Here is a 16,895-nt window from a genome sequence, read left to right as displayed (position 1 = left end):
GGGGGAGGGGACAGCCGGGGATCGCCCACGGTCTGTCTCCCGGCTGGCCGTGACCTTCAGCGCCGCGGTTTACTCTTCCAGCTTCGGCTGGGGAGCGTCATCGGGCAGCTTTACATGCACCTGAATGATACGACGGCTATCTGCCATTGCTACCTTGAATTGGTAACCATCAATGTCGATAGATTCGCCGCGAGCCGGTAGATGGCCGAAGGCCTGCATCACCAGCCCACCAATGGTATCCACTTCTTCATCGCTGAAGTGCGTGTCGAAGGCGTCGTTGAAGTCTTCGATGGAGGCCAGAGCGCGCACCGTCCAGGTGTGGCGGCTCAGCTGGCGGAAATCAATATCTTCTTCTTCGTCGTATTCGTCTTCAATTTCCCCGACGATGAGCTCAAGGATATCCTCGATGGTCACCAGGCCGGAGACGCCGCCGAATTCGTCAATAACGATCGCCATATGGTAGCGCTGTGAGCGAAACTCTTTCAGCATGCGGTCGACCCGCTTGCTTTCCGGGACGACAACCGCCGGCCGTAACACTTTTTCCATGCTGAAGGCTTCGGCATCGCTGCGCATAAACGGCAGCAGATCCTTAGCCATCAGAATCCCTTCGATGTGATCTTTGTCTTCACTGATGACCGGGAAGCGCGAGTGAGCGGATTCGATGATGACATCAAGGCACTCGTCCAGCGTCTGGTTGCGTTTCAGGGTTATCATTTGTGAACGGGGGATCATAATGTCGCGGACCCGCTGGTCGGCGATATCCATTACCCCTTCGAGCATGTCACGCGTATCTTCATCGATAAGATCGTTCTGCCCGGAATCACGGATCAGCGCCAGCAGTTCATCACGGTTTTTCGGTTCTCCGTGAAAAAGCTGGCTGAGTAACAGGGAGAAAAATCCCTTTTTGCTGTTTACTGTGTCACTACTGTGTGAATTGTCGTCGCTCATGGCGTCGTTTGGGTTCTCATGTTGATTTAACTGTCGCTCGTCGCGCGTAAACTCAGCGCCGGACGGCATGGGTTGCCTGACGATCAGGCTGGTAAAATGCAGGAACAGCGGCCGGATGCGGCGCAAGCGCCGCCATCCGGCAGGGGGCTATTCAGCAATCTTCTCGGAAATGTACGGGTCCTCATAGCCCAGAGCAAGCATTATCTCTGTTTCGAGGCCTTCCATCTCTTCCGCTTCGTCGTCTTCGATATGATCGTAGCCCAGCAGATGCAGGCTGCCGTGCACCACCATATGCGCCCAGTGCGCCTCCAGCGGCTTACCTTGCTCGCTGGCTTCCTGCTCCACCACCTGACGGCAGATGATCAGATCGCCGAGCAGCGGCATTTCAATCCCCGGCGGCGCTTCAAACGGGAAGGAGAGAACGTTGGTCGGTTTATCCTTGCCGCGGTAGGTCAGGTTCAGCTCGTGGCTTTCTGCAACATCGACCAGACGAATCGTTAACTCTGACTCCTCCTGAAATGGCGGAATGACGGCATCGACCCAGCGCTGAAAAAGGGCTTCGTCCGGCAGGCCGCTGGTCTCTTCGCAGGCCAGCTGTAAATCGAGGATCACCTGACTCATTTTTGCTCCTGTTCCTGGGCTTCGCGTTTGCGCTCGGCGGCCAGTTCTGCTTTACGTTTCTGGTCTGCGGCTTCCCACGCCTCATAGGCGTTAACGATGCGGGCAACCACCGGATGGCGCACCACGTCTTCGCTATGGAAGAAGTTGAAGCTGATCTCATCGACTTCGGCCAGCACTTCGATGGCGTGGCGCAGACCGGATTTGGTGCTGCGCGGCAGGTCAATCTGCGTGATGTCGCCGGTGATCACCGCCTTGGAGTTAAAGCCGATGCGGGTCAGGAACATCTTCATCTGTTCGATGGTGGTGTTCTGGCTTTCATCAAGAATGATAAAGGCGTCATTCAGCGTTCGTCCGCGCATATAGGCCAGCGGGGCCACTTCGATGACGTTACGCTCAATCAGCTTTTCCACTTTCTCAAAGCCGAGCATCTCAAACAGCGCGTCATACAGCGGGCGCAGATATGGGTCGACCTTCTGGCTCAGATCGCCGGGCAGGAAGCCGAGCTTTTCGCCAGCCTCGACGGCCGGACGGGTCAGCAGAATACGGCGGATCTCCTGGCGCTCCAGCGCATCGACCGCCGCCGCCACCGCCAGATAGGTTTTACCTGTACCCGCCGGGCCGACACCAAAGGTAATGTCGTGATCGAGAATATTGGCGATGTACTGCGCCTGGTTCGGCGTACGCGGTTTGATCACCCCGCGCTTGGTCTTGATATTGACGGCTTTCCCGTACTCCGGCACGCTCTCGGCGCTCTGCTCCAGTACGCGTGCTTCTTTGATCGCCAGGTGGATCTGCTCCGGCTCAATATCCTGAATCTGACCGCGCATCGGCGCCGTATCGACATACAGGCTGCGCAGAATATCGGCGGCGGCGTGTACGCAAATGGCGCGTCCGGTCAGTTTAAAGTGATTGTCACGGCGGTTGATCTCAATGCCTAACCGACGCTCCAGCTGTTTGATGTTGTCGTCAAACGGGCCGCACAAGGCTAACAGGCGTGCGTTATCCGCTGGCTCCAGGGTAATTTCACGAGTGTCTATGTTCAAACTGTTCCTCTTTACGCAGGTGGCCGGACGCGGCGCGTGGCCGGCTAATCAGGAAATTATTTACGTCACAGGAAAATGGCGCAAGCATTGCTGTAGATATAGGGACGGAGAGAGGAATTACAAGGCCTGCCGGAACCGACAGGCCTGAAGGGATCACGGCTGATAGATACCCACGCCAAGATCGTTCTCTTTACGGGTGCGGGCAATCACTGATTCAGGTGATTCAGCGATACGCAGACCCATCTCCGCCTCGGTACGCACGATTTTGCCGCGCAGCGAGTTGGTGTAAACATCGACGATTTCAACATCGACGAATTTACCGACCATATCCGGCGTACCTTCGAAGTTGACCACGCGGTTGTTCTCGGTGCGCCCGGAAAGTTCCATCAGGCTCTTACGCGACGTGCCTTCCACCAGAATGCGCTGTACCGTGCCGAGCATGCGACGGCTCCAGGCCATTGCCTGCTGATTGATCCGCTCCTGCAGAATATACAGACGCTGCTTTTTATCCTCCTCCGGCACGTCATCGACCATATCGGCCGCTGGAGTGCCCGGGCGAGCGGAGAAGATAAAGCTGTAGCTCATATCGAAATTGACGTCGGCGATTAGCTTCATCGTCTTTTCGAAATCGTCTGTGGTTTCGCCAGGGAAGCCGACAATAAAGTCGGAGCTTATCTGAATATCCGGGCGCGCCTCACGCAGCTTGCGAATAATCGCTTTGTACTCCAGTGCGGTATGGGTGCGTCCCATCAGATTCAGAACCCGGTCAGAACCGCTCTGCACCGGCAGGTGCAGGAAGCTCACCAGTTCCGGCGTATCGCGATAGACCTCGATGATATCGTCGGTAAATTCGATCGGGTGGCTGGTGGTGAACCGAATACGGTCGATGCCGTCGATGGCGGCGACCAGACGCAGCAGATCGGCAAAGCTGCCGGTGGTGCCGTCGTAATTCTCACCGCGCCAGGCGTTAACGTTCTGGCCCAGCAGATTGACCTCACGCACGCCCTGCGCCGCCAGCTGGGCGATTTCAAACAGGATATCGTCGCACGGACGGCTGACCTCTTCTCCGCGGGTGTACGGCACCACGCAGTAGGTGCAGTATTTGTTGCAGCCTTCCATAATCGAAACAAAGGCGGTCGGGCCGTCGGCGCGCGGCTCTGGCAGGCGATCGAACTTTTCAATTTCCGGGAAGCTGATATCCACCACCGGGCTGCGGTTGCCGCGCACGGCGTTAATCATCTCCGGCAGGCGGTGCAGGGTTTGCGGCCCGAAAATAATATCGACATAGTGCGCGCGCTGGCGAATATGGTCGCCTTCCTGAGAGGCCACGCAGCCGCCAACGCCAATAATCAGGTCCGGATTCTTCTCTTTCAGCAGCTTCCAGCGTCCGAGCTGATGGAAAACTTTTTCCTGGGCCTTCTCACGAATTGAGCAGGTATTGAGCAACAGCACATCTGCTTCTTCCGCCACTTCGGTCAGTTGATACCCATGTGTCGCATCCAGCAGATCGGCCATCTTTGATGAATCATACTCGTTCATCTGACAGCCCCAGGTTTTAATATGGAGTTTTTTTGTCATTGACTTGCTCATGCTCAGTAATAGATATCCAAAACGCGGGGATATATACAGGGTGAATTTCGCTTTCCAGGGCGCGTATTGTAATGCTTTGGTCGCCCCCTGACCAGTGCGAGCGTTATCACCGCAAGGGGACAAAAAATCCGGTAAACTTAACGGATTCTGCTTTAAGGATAATAGCCATGACAATTCACGCAACAGATGTCGCCATCGTGGGCGGCGGCATGGTCGGCGGCGCCCTGGCGTTAGGGCTGGCGCAACAGGGATTTACCGTGACGGTGCTTGAGAAAGCGGCGCCACCGGTTTTCGATCCGGCATCCGCCCCGGATGTGCGGATCTCGGCTATCAGCGCGGCTTCGGTCGGCCTGCTGAAGAGCCTCGGCGTCTGGGATGCCGTAAGGGCGATGCGCGTCCACGCTTATCGTCGTCTGGAGACCTGGGAGTGGGAGAGCGCGCACGTCGCCTTTGACGCCGCAGAGCTCAAACTGCCGGAACTGGGCTATATGGTCGAGAACAAGGTCCTGCAATGGGGCCTCTGGCAAGCGCTGGCGGCGCATGAAGGGGTCACCCTACGCGTTGGTAGCGAACTGGAGGCGATGCAGCGCGGCGAGGCGCATACCGCGCTGCATTTACGCGAGGGAGAGGCGATCCACGCCCGGCTGGTGATCGGCGCCGACGGCGCCAATTCCCAGGTGCGGGAGATGGCCGGCATCGGCGTACACGCCTGGCAATATCAGCAATCCTGTATGCTGATCAGCGTCGAATGCGCCGACGATCCCGGTGACAGCACCTGGCAGCAGTTTACCCCCAGCGGACCGCGCGCCTTCCTGCCGCTGTTCGACAACTGGGCCTCGCTGGTCTGGTACGACGCGCCGGCGCGGATCCGTCAGCTGCAGGGCATGACCATGGCGCAGCTCCAGCAGGAGATCGCCAGTCACTTTCCGGCACGGCTGGGTCGTGTGACGCCGCAGGCGGCCGGCGCTTTTCCGCTCACCCGGCGTCATGCGCTGCAGTATGTCCAGCCCGGCCTGGCGCTGGTGGGCGATGCGGCACATACCATTCATCCGCTGGCGGGGCAGGGGGTTAACCTTGGCTACCGCGATGTGGATGCCCTGCTGGAGATCCTGGCGGAAGCGCGCGGTCGAGGCGAAGACTGGGCCAGCCTGCCGGTGCTGAAGCGCTACCAGGCGCGGCGGCGAGCGGATAATTTTATCATGCAGTCGGGGATGGATCTGTTTTATGCCGGATTCAGTAATGACCTGGCGCCGGTGCGGATGCTGCGCAATATTGGCCTGATGGCGGCTGAACGCGCCGGGGTATTGAAGCGTCAGGCGCTGAAGTATGCGTTAGGCTTGTAAAACTGGCTTCCCGGGCAGGGGCGGAGTGGAAAGCGCCTGCCCGGTAGTCAGTACCGAGTATGGTCGTCAGGACGCCAATAGCAAAAAAGCCCACCGAAGTGAGCTTTTTTGCATTTAAGTGGCTGGGGTACGAGGATTCGAACCTCGGAATGCCGGAATCAGAATCCGGTGCCTTACCGCTTGGCGATACCCCAATTGTCTGTTGCGCTTTACCGTAACTACCCCGGTTGAGGGCAACAGTGCGTTCATTGCTGAGCGACTTTTTAATTTGGCTGGGGTACGAGGATTCGAACCTCGGAATGCCGGAATCAGAATCCGGTGCCTTACCGCTTGGCGATACCCCAACAAATTGTTTACGGATTTATCGATGCGTATCGATACGTCCTGAATATGGTGGCTACGACGGGATTCGAACCTGTGACCCCATCATTATGAGTGATGTGCTCTAACCAGCTGAGCTACGTAGCCAAATTGTCTCACTGTTTCTTCGATGGCTGGGGTACCTGGATTCGAACCAGGGAATGCCGGTATCAAAAACCGGTGCCTTACCGCTTGGCGATACCCCAATACCGTCGCGGTGAACCGCAAATATCGAAGAAATATGGCTGGGGTACCTGGATTCGAACCAGGGAATGCCGGTATCAAAAACCGGTGCCTTACCGCTTGGCGATACCCCATCCGTACAACGCTGACTGGTGAATGGTGCGGGAGGCGAGACTTGAACTCGCACACCTTGCGGCGCCAGAACCTAAATCTGGTGCGTCTACCAATTTCGCCACTCCCGCAAAAAAGATGGTGGCTACGACGGGATTCGAACCTGTGACCCCATCATTATGAGTGATGTGCTCTAACCAGCTGAGCTACGTAGCCATCTTTTTTCGCGTAACCTTATCGGCGTTGCGGGGCGCATTATGCGTATTGGGCCTGCGAGCGTCAACCTCTTTTTCAAGGAAAATCGTTGTAATGTGACTGTTTGGTTAGGTTGCGAACAGCTCGCTGCAATATTCGGCAATTATTGGTTATTTATCGTTTTTCAGCGGTATAAATCCTGCAAAAAGAAAACGGACCCCGGAGGGTCCGTTTGGCGTTTCAGCACCCGTCAGGGCTTATTTGTAGGCCGACTGGTGGACGCCCACCGCACGGCCTGATGGATCGTTCATGGTCTTGAACGCTTCATCCCACTCAATGGCTTTCGCTGAAGAGCAGGCCACCGACGGACCGCCAGGGACACACTCTGCCGCGCTCGGCAGCGGGAACAGCTCTTCGAAGATCTCGCGGTACAGATAGCCTTCTTTGGAGGTCGGCGTGTTGTACGGGAAGCGGAAGCTCGCCGTTTCCAGCTGCTGATCGCTGACCTGTTTCGCGGCCACTTCTTTCAGCGTATCGATCCAGCTGTAGCCGACGCCGTCAGAGAACTGTTCTTTCTGCCGCCAGGCAACGCTGGCCGGCAGGTAAGATTCGAAGCATTCACGCAGTACGTGTTTTTCCATTTTGCCGTTGCCGCACATCTTATCCTGCGGGTTAATGCGCATCGCCACGTCGAGGAATTTCTTATCGAGGAACGGCACGCGGGCTTCCACGCCCCAGGCGGACATCGCTTTGTTGGCGCGGGCGCAGTCAAACATATGCAGCGCCTGCAGCTTACGCACCGTCTCTTCGTGCAGTTCTTTGGCGTTCGGCGCCTTATGGAAATAGAGGTAGCCGCCGAACACTTCGTCCGAGCCTTCGCCGGAAAGCACCATCTTGATGCCCATGGCTTTAATTTTACGCGACATCAGGTACATCGGCGTCGAGGCGCGGATAGTGGTCACATCGTAGGTTTCGATGTGATAGATAACGTCGCGGATCGCATCCAGCCCTTCCTGGACGGTAAAGTGAATTTCGTGGTGTACGGTGCCGAGGTGGTTGGCCACTTCCTGCGCCGCTTTCAGGTCAGGAGAGCCTTCCAGACCGACCGCGAAGGAGTGCAGCTGCGGCCACCAGGCTTCGCTACGCTCCTGATCTTCGACGCGACGGGCGGCGAATTTCTTGGTGATAGCCGAGATGACCGATGAATCAAGACCGCCGGAGAGCAGCACGCCGTAAGGCACGTCGGACATCAGGTGGCTTTTCACCGATTCTTCCAGCGCCTGACGCAGCTCGTTCTTATCGGTAACGTTGTCTTTCACCGCGTCGTAATCGAACCAGTCGCGCTGATAGTACTGGCGAATTTCGCCGTCTTTGCTCCACAGGTAGCTACCCGCCGGGAACTCTTTAATGGTGCGGCATACCGGCACCAGCGCTTTCATTTCGGAGGCGACATAGAAGTTGCCGTGTTCGTCATGGCCCATATACAGCGGAATAATACCGATATGGTCGCGACCAATTAAGTACGCGTCTTTCTCGCTGTCGTACAGGGCGAAGGCGAACATCCCCTGCAGGTCGTCGAGGAACTCCGGGCCTTTTTCCTGATACAGCGCGAGGATCACTTCGCAGTCAGAGCCGGTCTGGAACTGATAGCGATCGCCATACTCCGCGCGCAGTGCCTGATGGTTGTAGATCTCGCCGTTAACGGCCAGCGCATGGGTTTTTTCGGCGTTGTACAGCGGCTGGGCACCGGCGTTGACGTCGACAATAGACAGGCGCTCGTGCGCCAGAATCGCTTTGTCGCTGGCATACACGCCAGACCAGTCCGGACCGCGATGGCGCATCAGGCGGGAAAGCTCCAGCGCCTTTTTACGCAGCTCGCCTGCGTCAGTTTTAATATCCAGTACGCCAAAAATAGAACACATAACCTTCTCCATTACCCTGTCGTGTTTGATGTTGTGCTGGCTTCGTCTCGTGGCGAAGCCTGAGTGCGTGTTTAAGAAAATGCCGTAAAGGGGGCGCTGGCGCAAGGGTTTTGCAGCCTGAAAAAGAAAAAACGCAACTGTGATTGTTGAACAGTAAAAAAAGAGTATCTTTTGAGCGGCTTTATTGAGGAATGCGCATTTATAAGCCGTTTTTATTAGATGAATGACTTTTGGCAGGCGCTATAAATGAAAAACCACGTCCTGCGACGTGGTTGGCATCAGAAAATATCGATTTCCGCAACGGAAGGGTAAATCCACGATGGGCGAAACGGCATGCTGTCGATGTCATCGAGGGTGGAGACCCCGGAGAGCACCAGAATAGTCTCCAGCCCCGCCTGGAAGCCGGCCAGAATGTCGGTGCGCAGGTTATCGCCGACGATCACCGTCTGCTCGGAGTGAGCCTGCATTTTGTTCAGCGCTGAGCGGATGATCCACGGGCTCGGTTTACCGACGTAAAACGGCTTGCGGCCGGAGATCTTCTCAATGCCGGCGCACAGTGCGCCACAGGCCGGGTAGAAGCCGCGACCGTGCGTATCCGGGTTGGTGGCAATGAAGCGGGCGCCGTTGGCAACGAAGAAGGCGGCCTTATGCATCATCTCCCAGTTGAATGAACGGGTTTCTCCGACGATGACAAAATCCGGGTTCACATCGGTGATGGTAAAGCCGGCTTTGTAGAGTTCGTGGATCAGCGCCCCTTCACCCACCACATAGGCTTTCTTGCCTTCCTGGCGGCGCAGGAAATCGGCGGTGGCCATCGCCGAGGTGTAAAACGCGGTATCCGGCACGTCGATGCCGGCTGTGGCGAAGCGGTTGGCCAAATCCTGGCCGGTTTGCGACGGGTAGTTGGTCAGCATCACCAGCGGCATGCCTTTATCGAGGATGCGTTTGATAAACTCGGCAGCGCCGGGAACGGCGACGTTATCGTGCATCAGCACGCCGTCAATATCACAAATTATGTTTTGAATGGTCATGGTGGGTCCAGAATCATTAACAAAGACGAAACTATACTCGTCATCGATGAGGTTTCACATCTCTGGTGGGGCTATGCCCGCCAGAGACAGGGATGATGCGGATCGTTTCGCGCTATCAATAAAGAGGCGATTAGCTCTCAAGCAAGCGCTGCAGCAGCGTGCCATTGAGCATGGCGCGTTTGACCAGCGCGAAGGCGCCAATTGCTGAGCGATGGTCGAGAGTAGAGCGCACCACCGGCAGGTTCTTGCGAAACGCCTTCAGCGCCTGGGCGTTAATGCAGCCTTCGATGGCCGGAAGAAGGACCTTCTCAGCTTCCACTATTTCGCCGGCAACGACGATTTTTTGCGGATTGAACAGGTTAATCGCGATGGCGATCGTTTTCCCAAGGTGACGCCCCACGTACTCAATCACCTCGCAGGCCAAGGCATCGCCCTTGTTGGCCGCTTTGCAGATAGTTTTGATCGTGCAGTCATCCAGCGTTAGACGGCTCTGGTAGCCCTGCTCAAGCAGGTGGCGAACCCGCTGTTCGATGGCGGCATTGGCCGCGACGGTCTCGAGGCAGCCGAAGTTGCCGCAGTGGCAGCGCTCGCCCAGCGGGTCGACCTGTATATGGCCTATTTCGCCGACGTTGCCGTTCCGGCCAATAAAAATGCGCCCGTTGGAGATGATGCCCGCGCCGGTACCGCGGTGTACGCGCACCAGGATGGAGTCTTCGCAGTCCTGACTTGCACCGAAATAGTGCTCGGCCAGCGCCAGGCTGCGGATATCGTGCCCGACATAGCAGGTGACGTTGAAGCGTTTTTCCAGCGCTCCGACCAGGCCCCAGTTTTCCACCGCAATATGTGGCATATAGCGGATCACGCCGCTTTCCGGATCGACCAGCCCCGGCAGGATCACCGAGATGGCGATCAGCTCGCGAATTTTGCGCTGACAGTTTTCAATAAAGGTAGCGATGATATTCAGCAGGGCGTGTTCCAGCGTTTCCTGGGTGCGCTCGGGCAGGGGAAAATGTTCCTCTTCCAGCGTCTTGCTGCTTAAATCATACAGGGTCAGGGTGGCGTCATAGCGGCCAAGCCGCACGCCGATGGCGTTAAAGTTGCGGGTTTCTGCGATGATAGAGATGGCGCGGCGGCCTCCGGTGGAGGCCTGCTGATCGACTTCTTTGATCAGGCCGCGCTCAATAAGCTGACGCGTGATTTTGGTCACGCTGGCAGGGGCAAGCTGGCTTTGTTCGGCTATCTGAATGCGCGAGATGGGCCCATGCTGGTCAATCAGGCGGTACACGGCCGCGCTGTTCAGTTGTTTTACGAGGTCAACGTTACCAATTTGAGCTTGTCCGCCTGCTGTCATACTTTTACTTACTCAGTGACGACCTCGTTACCATTAACGATGGTCTTGGTGATTTTATAATCGCGTGTAAAAGCGGTCAGGTTAGCGACCATGCCAGGCGCAATGCTGCCGAGCTGCTTGTCCACGCCAATGGCGCGTGCCGGATAGAGCGTCGCCATCCGCAATACTTCATCCAGTGCCACACCGCAATGCTCAACCAGATTACGCACCCCTTCAATCATGGTCAGGGAGGAGCCGCTGAGCGTGCCGTTTTCATCTACGCACAGTCCATTGCGGTAGTATATTGTTTTCCCGGCAAAAATGAACTGGTCAATATTCGCCCCCGCCGGCGCGGTGGCATCGGTGACCAGGCACAGCTTGTCACCTTTCAGGCGCTTGGCGTTGCGCACGTTGGCGTAATCGACATGCATCCCGTCAACAATGATACCGCAGTAGACATCCGGCTCGTCAAAAATCGCCCCGGCCAGGCCGGGTTCGCGTCCGGTAATGTACGGCATCGCGTTATACAGGTGAGTGGCGAAGGTAATGCCAGCGCGGAAGCCCACTTTCGCCTCTTTCAGCGTGGCGTTGGAGTGACCGGCGGAGACGACGATCCCGGCGGCAACCAGTTTACGGATCACTTCCGGCTCAACGCGTTCAGGGGCGAGGGTCACCTTGGTGATCACATCGGCGTTATCGCACAGGAAATCGACCAGCGCAGCGTCCGGTTTACGCACGTAGTCCGGGTTGTGGGTGCCTTTCTTGACGATATTCAGCCACGGTCCTTCCAGATGCAGACCCAGCGCCTGATTCGGGTGTTTTTGCAGGTATTCGCGCATGACGCGGATACCTTGCTTCATCAGATCGTCACTGGAGGTAATCAGCGTCGGCAGGAAGCTGGTGCAGCCTGAACGTTCGTTCGCCTTCTGCATGATCTCCAGCGTTTCAACGGTGACCGCTTCTGGGCTGTCGTTAAACTGCACGCCGCCGCAGCCGTTCAGCTGAACGTCGATAAAACCGGGGGCAATTATTGCGCCGTTGACCGAGCGCTGCTCCATGTCAGACGGCAAATCCGCCAGCGGACAGAGACGTTCGATTAGGCCATTGGCGATAACAACCGCATGGTCATCGAGAATTTCATGACCGGTATAAACCCGGCCCTGGGTTAATGCATACATTACGACCCCCGGTATATACGCCCCATCAGGTCAGCAATCGTTCATTTGCCGCCGGCCTGATGATGCATACAAAGAAAAAGAGGGTCCCGCGCAAGTCGCGGGACACGACTACATTACAGACCTTTAATATTTTCAGCTTCTAATTCGTTGAAATATTTCAGGGTTTTCACTTTCAGCTCCATGGTGGACGGCTCGTCGCAGACAATCACCGCCTTCGGATGCAGCTGCAGACAGGTAATGGTCCACATATGGTTGACGTTACCTTCTACCGCCGCCTGCAGCGCCAGCGCTTTCTGATGACCCAGCACCAGAATCATCACTTCTTCTGCATCCAGCAGGGTGCCTACGCCCACGGTCAACGCGTATTTCGGCACCAGATCCACATCACCATCGAAGAAGCGGGAGTTCGCCACACGGGTGTCATGGGTCAGGGTCTTAATACGGGTACGGGACGCCAGAGAAGAGGCCGGTTCGTTGAACGCGATGTGGCCATCGTTGCCCACGCCGCCCATGAACAGGTGGATTTTACCGTAGGAACGAATTTTTTCTTCATAGCGACGGCATTCCGCATCGATATCCGGCGCGTTACCATTCAGCAGGTTGATATTTTCTGTCGGAATATCAACGTGGTCAAAGAAATTACGGTGCATGAAGCTATGATAGCTTTCCGGATGCTCTTTTGGCAGGCCGACATATTCGTCCATATTAAAGGTGACGACGTGTTTGAAGCTAACCTGGCCTGCTTTATGCATTTCAACCAGCGCTTTGTAGGCGGTCAGAGGAGTGCCACCGGTTGGCAGACCCAGCACGAACGGGCGGTCCGCAGTCGGTTTGAATGCATTAATACGGTTAACGATGTGGCGGGCAGCCCATTTACCGACCTGCTCAGCGGTTACCAGGGGGATCAGTCTCATTCTTCACCTCTATAGTTAAAGTAGATTCTGGCGGATTGGCGCCAGCACTCTGAGGAGAGTATTGCAGCAACTGCGCCGACCGGGGTCAATCCGTGTTGATTTTTTGAATGATAAAATAAGTTTTCGATGTTAGCCAGTGAAAGGGAGGGGGGAATACGATATTTGGTGATAATTATCACAAAAAATACCCGTTTAATTTGCGATACGAATTAATTTTTCACACACTTTGCCGGTAAGTGATAAAACCGACCTTGTTACACAATAAAAAAGTGGCTTAGAAAATGAGCCTCATCGGGGTCTCATAGGGGGAATAAGATGAATATTTTAGGTTTCTTTCAGCGACTGGGTAGGGCGTTGCAGCTCCCTATCGCAGTGCTGCCGGTCGCGGCATTACTGCTGCGTTTCGGGCAACCAGACCTGTTGAATGTACCCTTCATCGCGCAAGCGGGTGGGGCAATCTTCGACAATCTGGCGCTGATCTTCGCGATTGGTGTGGCATCAAGCTGGTCCAAGGATAACGCCGGTTCTGCGGCGCTGGCCGGTGCAGTAGGGTATTTCGTGATGACCAAAGCGATGGTCACCATCAACCCGGAAATTAACATGGGCGTGCTGGCCGGTATCATTACCGGTCTGGTGGCAGGGGCGGTGTACAACCGCTGGGCCGGCATCAAGCTGCCGGACTTCCTGAGCTTCTTCGGCGGCAAACGCTTCGTGCCGATCGCCACCGGCTTCTTCTGTCTGATCCTCGCCGCACTCTTCGGTTACGTCTGGCCGCCGGTACAGCACGCTATCCACGCGGGTGGTGAATGGATCGTCTCCGCTGGCGCGCTGGGTTCCGGTATCTTTGGCTTCATCAACCGTCTGCTGATCCCAACTGGTCTGCATCAGGTGCTGAACACCATCGCCTGGTTCCAGATTGGTGAGTTCACTAACGCCGCAGGCGCTGTGTTCCACGGCGACATCAACCGCTTCTACGCCGGCGACGGCACCGCGGGGATGTTCATGTCTGGCTTCTTCCCGATCATGATGTTTGGTCTGCCGGGTGCGGCGCTGGCGATGTATCTGGCGGCGCCGAAAGCGCGTCGTCCGATGGTCGGCGGTATGCTGCTGTCTGTTGCCATCACTGCGTTCCTGACCGGGGTAACCGAGCCGCTGGAATTCCTGTTCATGTTCCTGGCTCCGCTGCTGTACCTCCTGCACGCGGTGCTGACCGGTATCAGCCTGTTCATTGCAACAGCGCTGGGGATCCACGCGGGCTTCTCCTTCTCCGCGGGTGCAATCGACTACGTGTTGATGTACAGCCTGCCGGCCGCCAGCAAAAACGTCTGGATGCTGCTGGTGATGGGCGTGGTGTTCTTCTTTGTCTACTTCCTGCTATTCAGCGCGGTTATCCGCATGTTCAACCTGAAAACGCCGGGTCGTGAAGACAAAGCCGACGACGTCGTCACTGAAGAAGCCAACAGCAACACCGAAGAGGGGCTGACCCAGCTGGCGACCAGCTATATCGCCGCGGTGGGCGGCACTGACAACCTGAAAGCGATTGATGCCTGTATCACCCGTCTGCGTCTGACCGTGGGCGATTCGGCGAAAGTGAACGACGCCGCCTGTAAACGTCTCGGCGCATCCGGGGTGGTGAAACTGAATAAGCAAACCATCCAGGTTATCGTCGGTGCGAAAGCAGAGTCTATCGGCGATGAGATGAAAAAAGTGGTTACCCGTGGCCCGGTAGCGGCAGCGGCAGCCGCAACGGCTGGCAATGTCGCCACCGCAGCGCCAGCGGCAAAACCGCAGGCGGTAGCGAACGCGAAGACCGTTGAGTCGCTGGTTTCACCGATTACCGGTGACGTAGTGGCCCTCGAGCAGGTGCCGGACGAAGCCTTCGCCAGCAAAGCCGTCGGCGACGGTATCGCGGTGAAACCGACCAGCAATATCGTGGTGGCCCCGGCCGCCGGTACCGTGGTGAAAATTTTCAACACTAACCACGCGTTCTGCCTCGAAACCAACAACGGCGCGGAAATCGTCGTCCACATGGGTATCGATACCGTGGCGCTGGAAGGCAAGGGCTTCAAACGTCTGGTTGAAGAGGGCACGGACGTGAAGGCCGGTGAGCCGATTCTGGAAATGGATCTGGACTTCCTCAACGCCAACGCGCGCTCGATGATCAGTCCGGTCGTCTGCAGCAACAGCGATGACTACAGCGCGCTGGTGATACTGGCGAGCGGTAAGGTTGTTGCCGGCCAGACGCCGCTGTATGAGATTAAAGGCAAGTAAGGCTCCTGAGTCGAGTTTATGCCTCAGCGGCGAAGGGAAACCTTCGCCGCTTTTTTTTCCAGCAATCGGCCCCATAATCCTCTTCTGATACCCATTTTACGTAACTAATAGTTGTCACTACGTCCTGCTTGTAAGATCATGTGCCGTTATACGTTGTTTACGCTTTGAGGAACCCGTGATGAGTGAGGCAGAAGCCCGCCCGACTAACTTTATCCGTCAGATCATTGATGAAGATCTGGCTACCGGTAAACATACCACCGTTCACACCCGCTTCCCGCCGGAGCCGAACGGTTATCTGCACATTGGCCATGCGAAATCCATCTGCCTGAACTTCGGCATCGCGCAGGATTATCAGGGCCAATGCAACCTGCGTTTCGATGACACCAACCCGGTGAAAGAAGATATCGAATACGTTGAGTCGATTAAAAACGACGTGCAGTGGTTAGGTTTCCACTGGTCCGGGGACGTTTGCTACTCGTCTGATTACTTTGATCAGCTGCATCAATATGCGGTTGAGCTGATCAACAAAGGTCTGGCCTATGTTGATGAACTTTCTCCTGATGAAATTCGCGAATACCGCGGCACCCTGAAAGCGCCGGGTAAAAACAGCCCGTATCGCGACCGCAGCGTGGAAGAAAACCTGGCGCTGTTCGAAAAAATGCGCAGCGGCGGCTTCGAAGAGGGCAAAGCCTGCCTGCGCGCGAAGATCGATATGGCGTCGCCGTTCATCGTGATGCGCGACCCGGTGCTGTACCGCATTAAGTTCGCTGAGCATCATCAGACCGGCAACAAGTGGTGCATCTACCCGATGTACGACTTTACCCACTGCATCAGCGATGCGCTGGAAGGCATCACCCACTCGCTGTGTACCCTGGAGTTCCAGGATAACCGTCGTCTGTACGACTGGGTGCTCGACAACATCAGTATTCCGGTTCATCCGCGTCAGTATGAATTCTCGCGCCTGAATCTCGAATACACCGTGATGTCCAAGCGTAAGCTGAATCAGCTGGTGACGGAAAAGCATGTGGAAGGCTGGGATGACCCGCGTATGCCGACTATTTCCGGTCTGCGCCGTCGCGGCTATACCGCTGAATCCATCCGCGAGTTCTGCAAACGCATCGGCGTGACCAAGCAGGACAACACCATTGAGATGGCGTCGCTGGAGTCGTGCATTCGTGAAGATCTGAATGAAAACGCCCCGCGCGCGATGGCGGTGATCGATCCGGTGAAACTGGTTATCGAGAACTATCCGCAGGGCGAAAGCGAAATGGTGGCGATGCCGAACCATCCGAACAAGCCGGAAATGGGCAGCCGCGAAGTGCCGTTCAGCGCCGAAATCTGGATCGACCGCGCTGACTTCCGCGAAGAAGCCAACAAACAGTACAAGCGTCTGGTGCTGGGTAAAGAAGTGCGTCTGCGCAATGCCTACGTGATCAAAGCGGAACGCGTGGAGAAAGATGCCGAAGGCAATATCACCACTATTTTCTGCACCTACGATGCCGATACCCTGAGTAAAGATCCGGCCGACGGTCGCAAGGTCAAAGGCGTGATTCACTGGGTGAGTGCGGCGCATGCGCTGCCGGTGGAGATCCGTCTCTACGATCGCCTGTTCAGCGTACCGAACCCGGGTGCGGAGGAAGATTTCCTCGCGGTGATCAATCCGCAATCACTGGTGATCAAGCAGGGATATGCGGAGCCGAGCCTGGCGCAGGCCGAAGCGGGCAAAGCTTACCAGTTTGAACGTGAAGGTTACTTCTGCCTCGACAGTCGCTATGCAACCGCAACCAGTCTGGTGTTCAACCGCACTGTCGGGCTGCGTGATACCTGGGCGAAAGTCGGCGAATAAATTTCCCTT

The 16,895-nt window shown here is 56.3% G+C and carries 12 protein-coding genes and 7 tRNA genes; 3 read left to right on the top strand and 16 right to left on the bottom strand.

The window, feature by feature from the left end; all coding sequences use genetic code 11:
* Positions 1–69: 69 nt before the first annotated feature.
* The 4 genes from corC to miaB form a co-directional block, all read right to left on the bottom strand.
* On the bottom strand, positions 70–948 hold the full coding sequence (gene corC / locus CWM57_RS20100) for a CNNM family magnesium/cobalt transport protein CorC (protein WP_004197606.1): 879 nt from the start codon (positions 946–948) through the stop codon (positions 70–72).
* A gap of 147 nt (positions 949–1,095) precedes the next feature.
* On the bottom strand, positions 1,096–1,569 hold the full coding sequence (ybeY, locus tag CWM57_RS20095; protein ID WP_002894722.1) for an rRNA maturation RNase YbeY: 474 nt from the start codon (positions 1,567–1,569) through the stop codon (positions 1,096–1,098).
* Positions 1,566–2,612, bottom strand: coding sequence for a PhoH family protein (locus CWM57_RS20090; RefSeq protein WP_008805649.1), 1,047 nt, complete (start codon positions 2,610–2,612; stop codon positions 1,566–1,568). Before CWM57_RS20090 ends, ybeY begins: the two co-directional genes overlap by 4 nt.
* Positions 2,613–2,765: 153 nt before the next feature.
* Positions 2,766–4,190 (bottom strand): tRNA (N6-isopentenyl adenosine(37)-C2)-methylthiotransferase MiaB, encoded by a 1,425-nt coding sequence (gene miaB, locus CWM57_RS20085; protein ID WP_012542448.1) that lies wholly within the window; start codon positions 4,188–4,190, stop codon positions 2,766–2,768.
* 179 nt (positions 4,191–4,369) lie between these two features.
* Between miaB and ubiF the strand changes: the two genes are divergently transcribed.
* Complete coding sequence (gene ubiF, locus CWM57_RS20080) at positions 4,370–5,545, top strand: 3-demethoxyubiquinol 3-hydroxylase (protein ID WP_100675908.1); 1,176 nt, start codon at positions 4,370–4,372, stop codon at positions 5,543–5,545.
* Positions 5,546–5,664: 119 nt separating this feature from the next.
* Here the strand turns inward: ubiF and CWM57_RS20075 are convergent.
* The 12 genes from CWM57_RS20075 to nagB all read right to left on the bottom strand — a co-directional run bounded on the left by CWM57_RS20075 (position 5,665) and on the right by nagB (position 12,769).
* A tRNA-Gln gene (locus CWM57_RS20075) sits at positions 5,665–5,739 on the bottom strand.
* Between the two features lie 75 nt (positions 5,740–5,814).
* Positions 5,815–5,889: transfer RNA gene (locus tag CWM57_RS20070), tRNA-Gln, on the bottom strand.
* Between the two features lie 47 nt (positions 5,890–5,936).
* A tRNA-Met gene (locus tag CWM57_RS20065) sits at positions 5,937–6,013 on the bottom strand.
* A 23-nt stretch (positions 6,014–6,036) separates the two neighbouring features.
* A tRNA-Gln gene (locus CWM57_RS20060) sits at positions 6,037–6,111 on the bottom strand.
* Positions 6,112–6,147: 36 nt separating this feature from the next.
* A tRNA-Gln gene (locus tag CWM57_RS20055) sits at positions 6,148–6,222 on the bottom strand.
* Positions 6,223–6,245: 23 nt separating this feature from the next.
* Positions 6,246–6,330: transfer RNA gene (locus CWM57_RS20050), tRNA-Leu, on the bottom strand.
* 8 nt (positions 6,331–6,338) lie between these two features.
* Positions 6,339–6,415 (bottom strand) — tRNA-Met (locus tag CWM57_RS20045).
* Between the two features lie 236 nt (positions 6,416–6,651).
* Positions 6,652–8,316, bottom strand: coding sequence for an asparagine synthase B (asnB, locus tag CWM57_RS20035; RefSeq protein WP_061155338.1), 1,665 nt, complete (start codon positions 8,314–8,316; stop codon positions 6,652–6,654).
* 278 nt (positions 8,317–8,594) lie between these two features.
* Positions 8,595–9,347: an HAD-IIA family hydrolase gene (locus CWM57_RS20030; RefSeq protein WP_022065694.1), complete on the bottom strand. Its 753-nt coding sequence runs from the start codon at positions 9,345–9,347 to the stop codon at positions 8,595–8,597.
* Positions 9,348–9,477: 130 nt separating this feature from the next.
* Positions 9,478–10,698 (bottom strand): DNA-binding transcriptional regulator NagC, encoded by a 1,221-nt coding sequence (nagC, locus tag CWM57_RS20025; RefSeq protein ID WP_061155337.1) that lies wholly within the window; start codon positions 10,696–10,698, stop codon positions 9,478–9,480.
* Positions 10,699–10,706: 8 nt separating this feature from the next.
* Positions 10,707–11,855: an N-acetylglucosamine-6-phosphate deacetylase gene (gene nagA, locus CWM57_RS20020; RefSeq protein ID WP_074386533.1), complete on the bottom strand. Its 1,149-nt coding sequence runs from the start codon at positions 11,853–11,855 to the stop codon at positions 10,707–10,709.
* 113 nt (positions 11,856–11,968) lie between these two features.
* Entirely contained in the window at positions 11,969–12,769 is an 801-nt protein-coding gene (gene nagB / locus CWM57_RS20015) for a glucosamine-6-phosphate deaminase (RefSeq protein WP_100675907.1), read from the bottom strand.
* A gap of 315 nt (positions 12,770–13,084) precedes the next feature.
* On the opposite strand from nagB, the gene nagE reads away from it, so the two are divergent.
* Both nagE and glnS read left to right on the top strand, forming a co-directional pair.
* Complete coding sequence (nagE, locus tag CWM57_RS20005) at positions 13,085–15,040, top strand: PTS N-acetyl glucosamine transporter subunit IIABC (RefSeq protein WP_074386531.1); 1,956 nt, start codon at positions 13,085–13,087, stop codon at positions 15,038–15,040.
* Between the two features lie 178 nt (positions 15,041–15,218).
* Positions 15,219–16,886: a glutamine--tRNA ligase gene (gene glnS / locus CWM57_RS20000; RefSeq protein ID WP_061155335.1), complete on the top strand. Its 1,668-nt coding sequence runs from the start codon at positions 15,219–15,221 to the stop codon at positions 16,884–16,886.
* Positions 16,887–16,895: the final 9 nt, after the last annotated feature.

The sequence above is a fragment of the Klebsiella sp. G-Nf4 genome, from assembly GCF_002810615.1.
GTDB lineage: Bacteria > Pseudomonadota > Gammaproteobacteria > Enterobacterales > Enterobacteriaceae > Klebsiella > Klebsiella variicola.
Note: the sequence above shows the minus strand (reverse complement) of the source record. Positions and strands in the feature narration are given on the sequence as shown.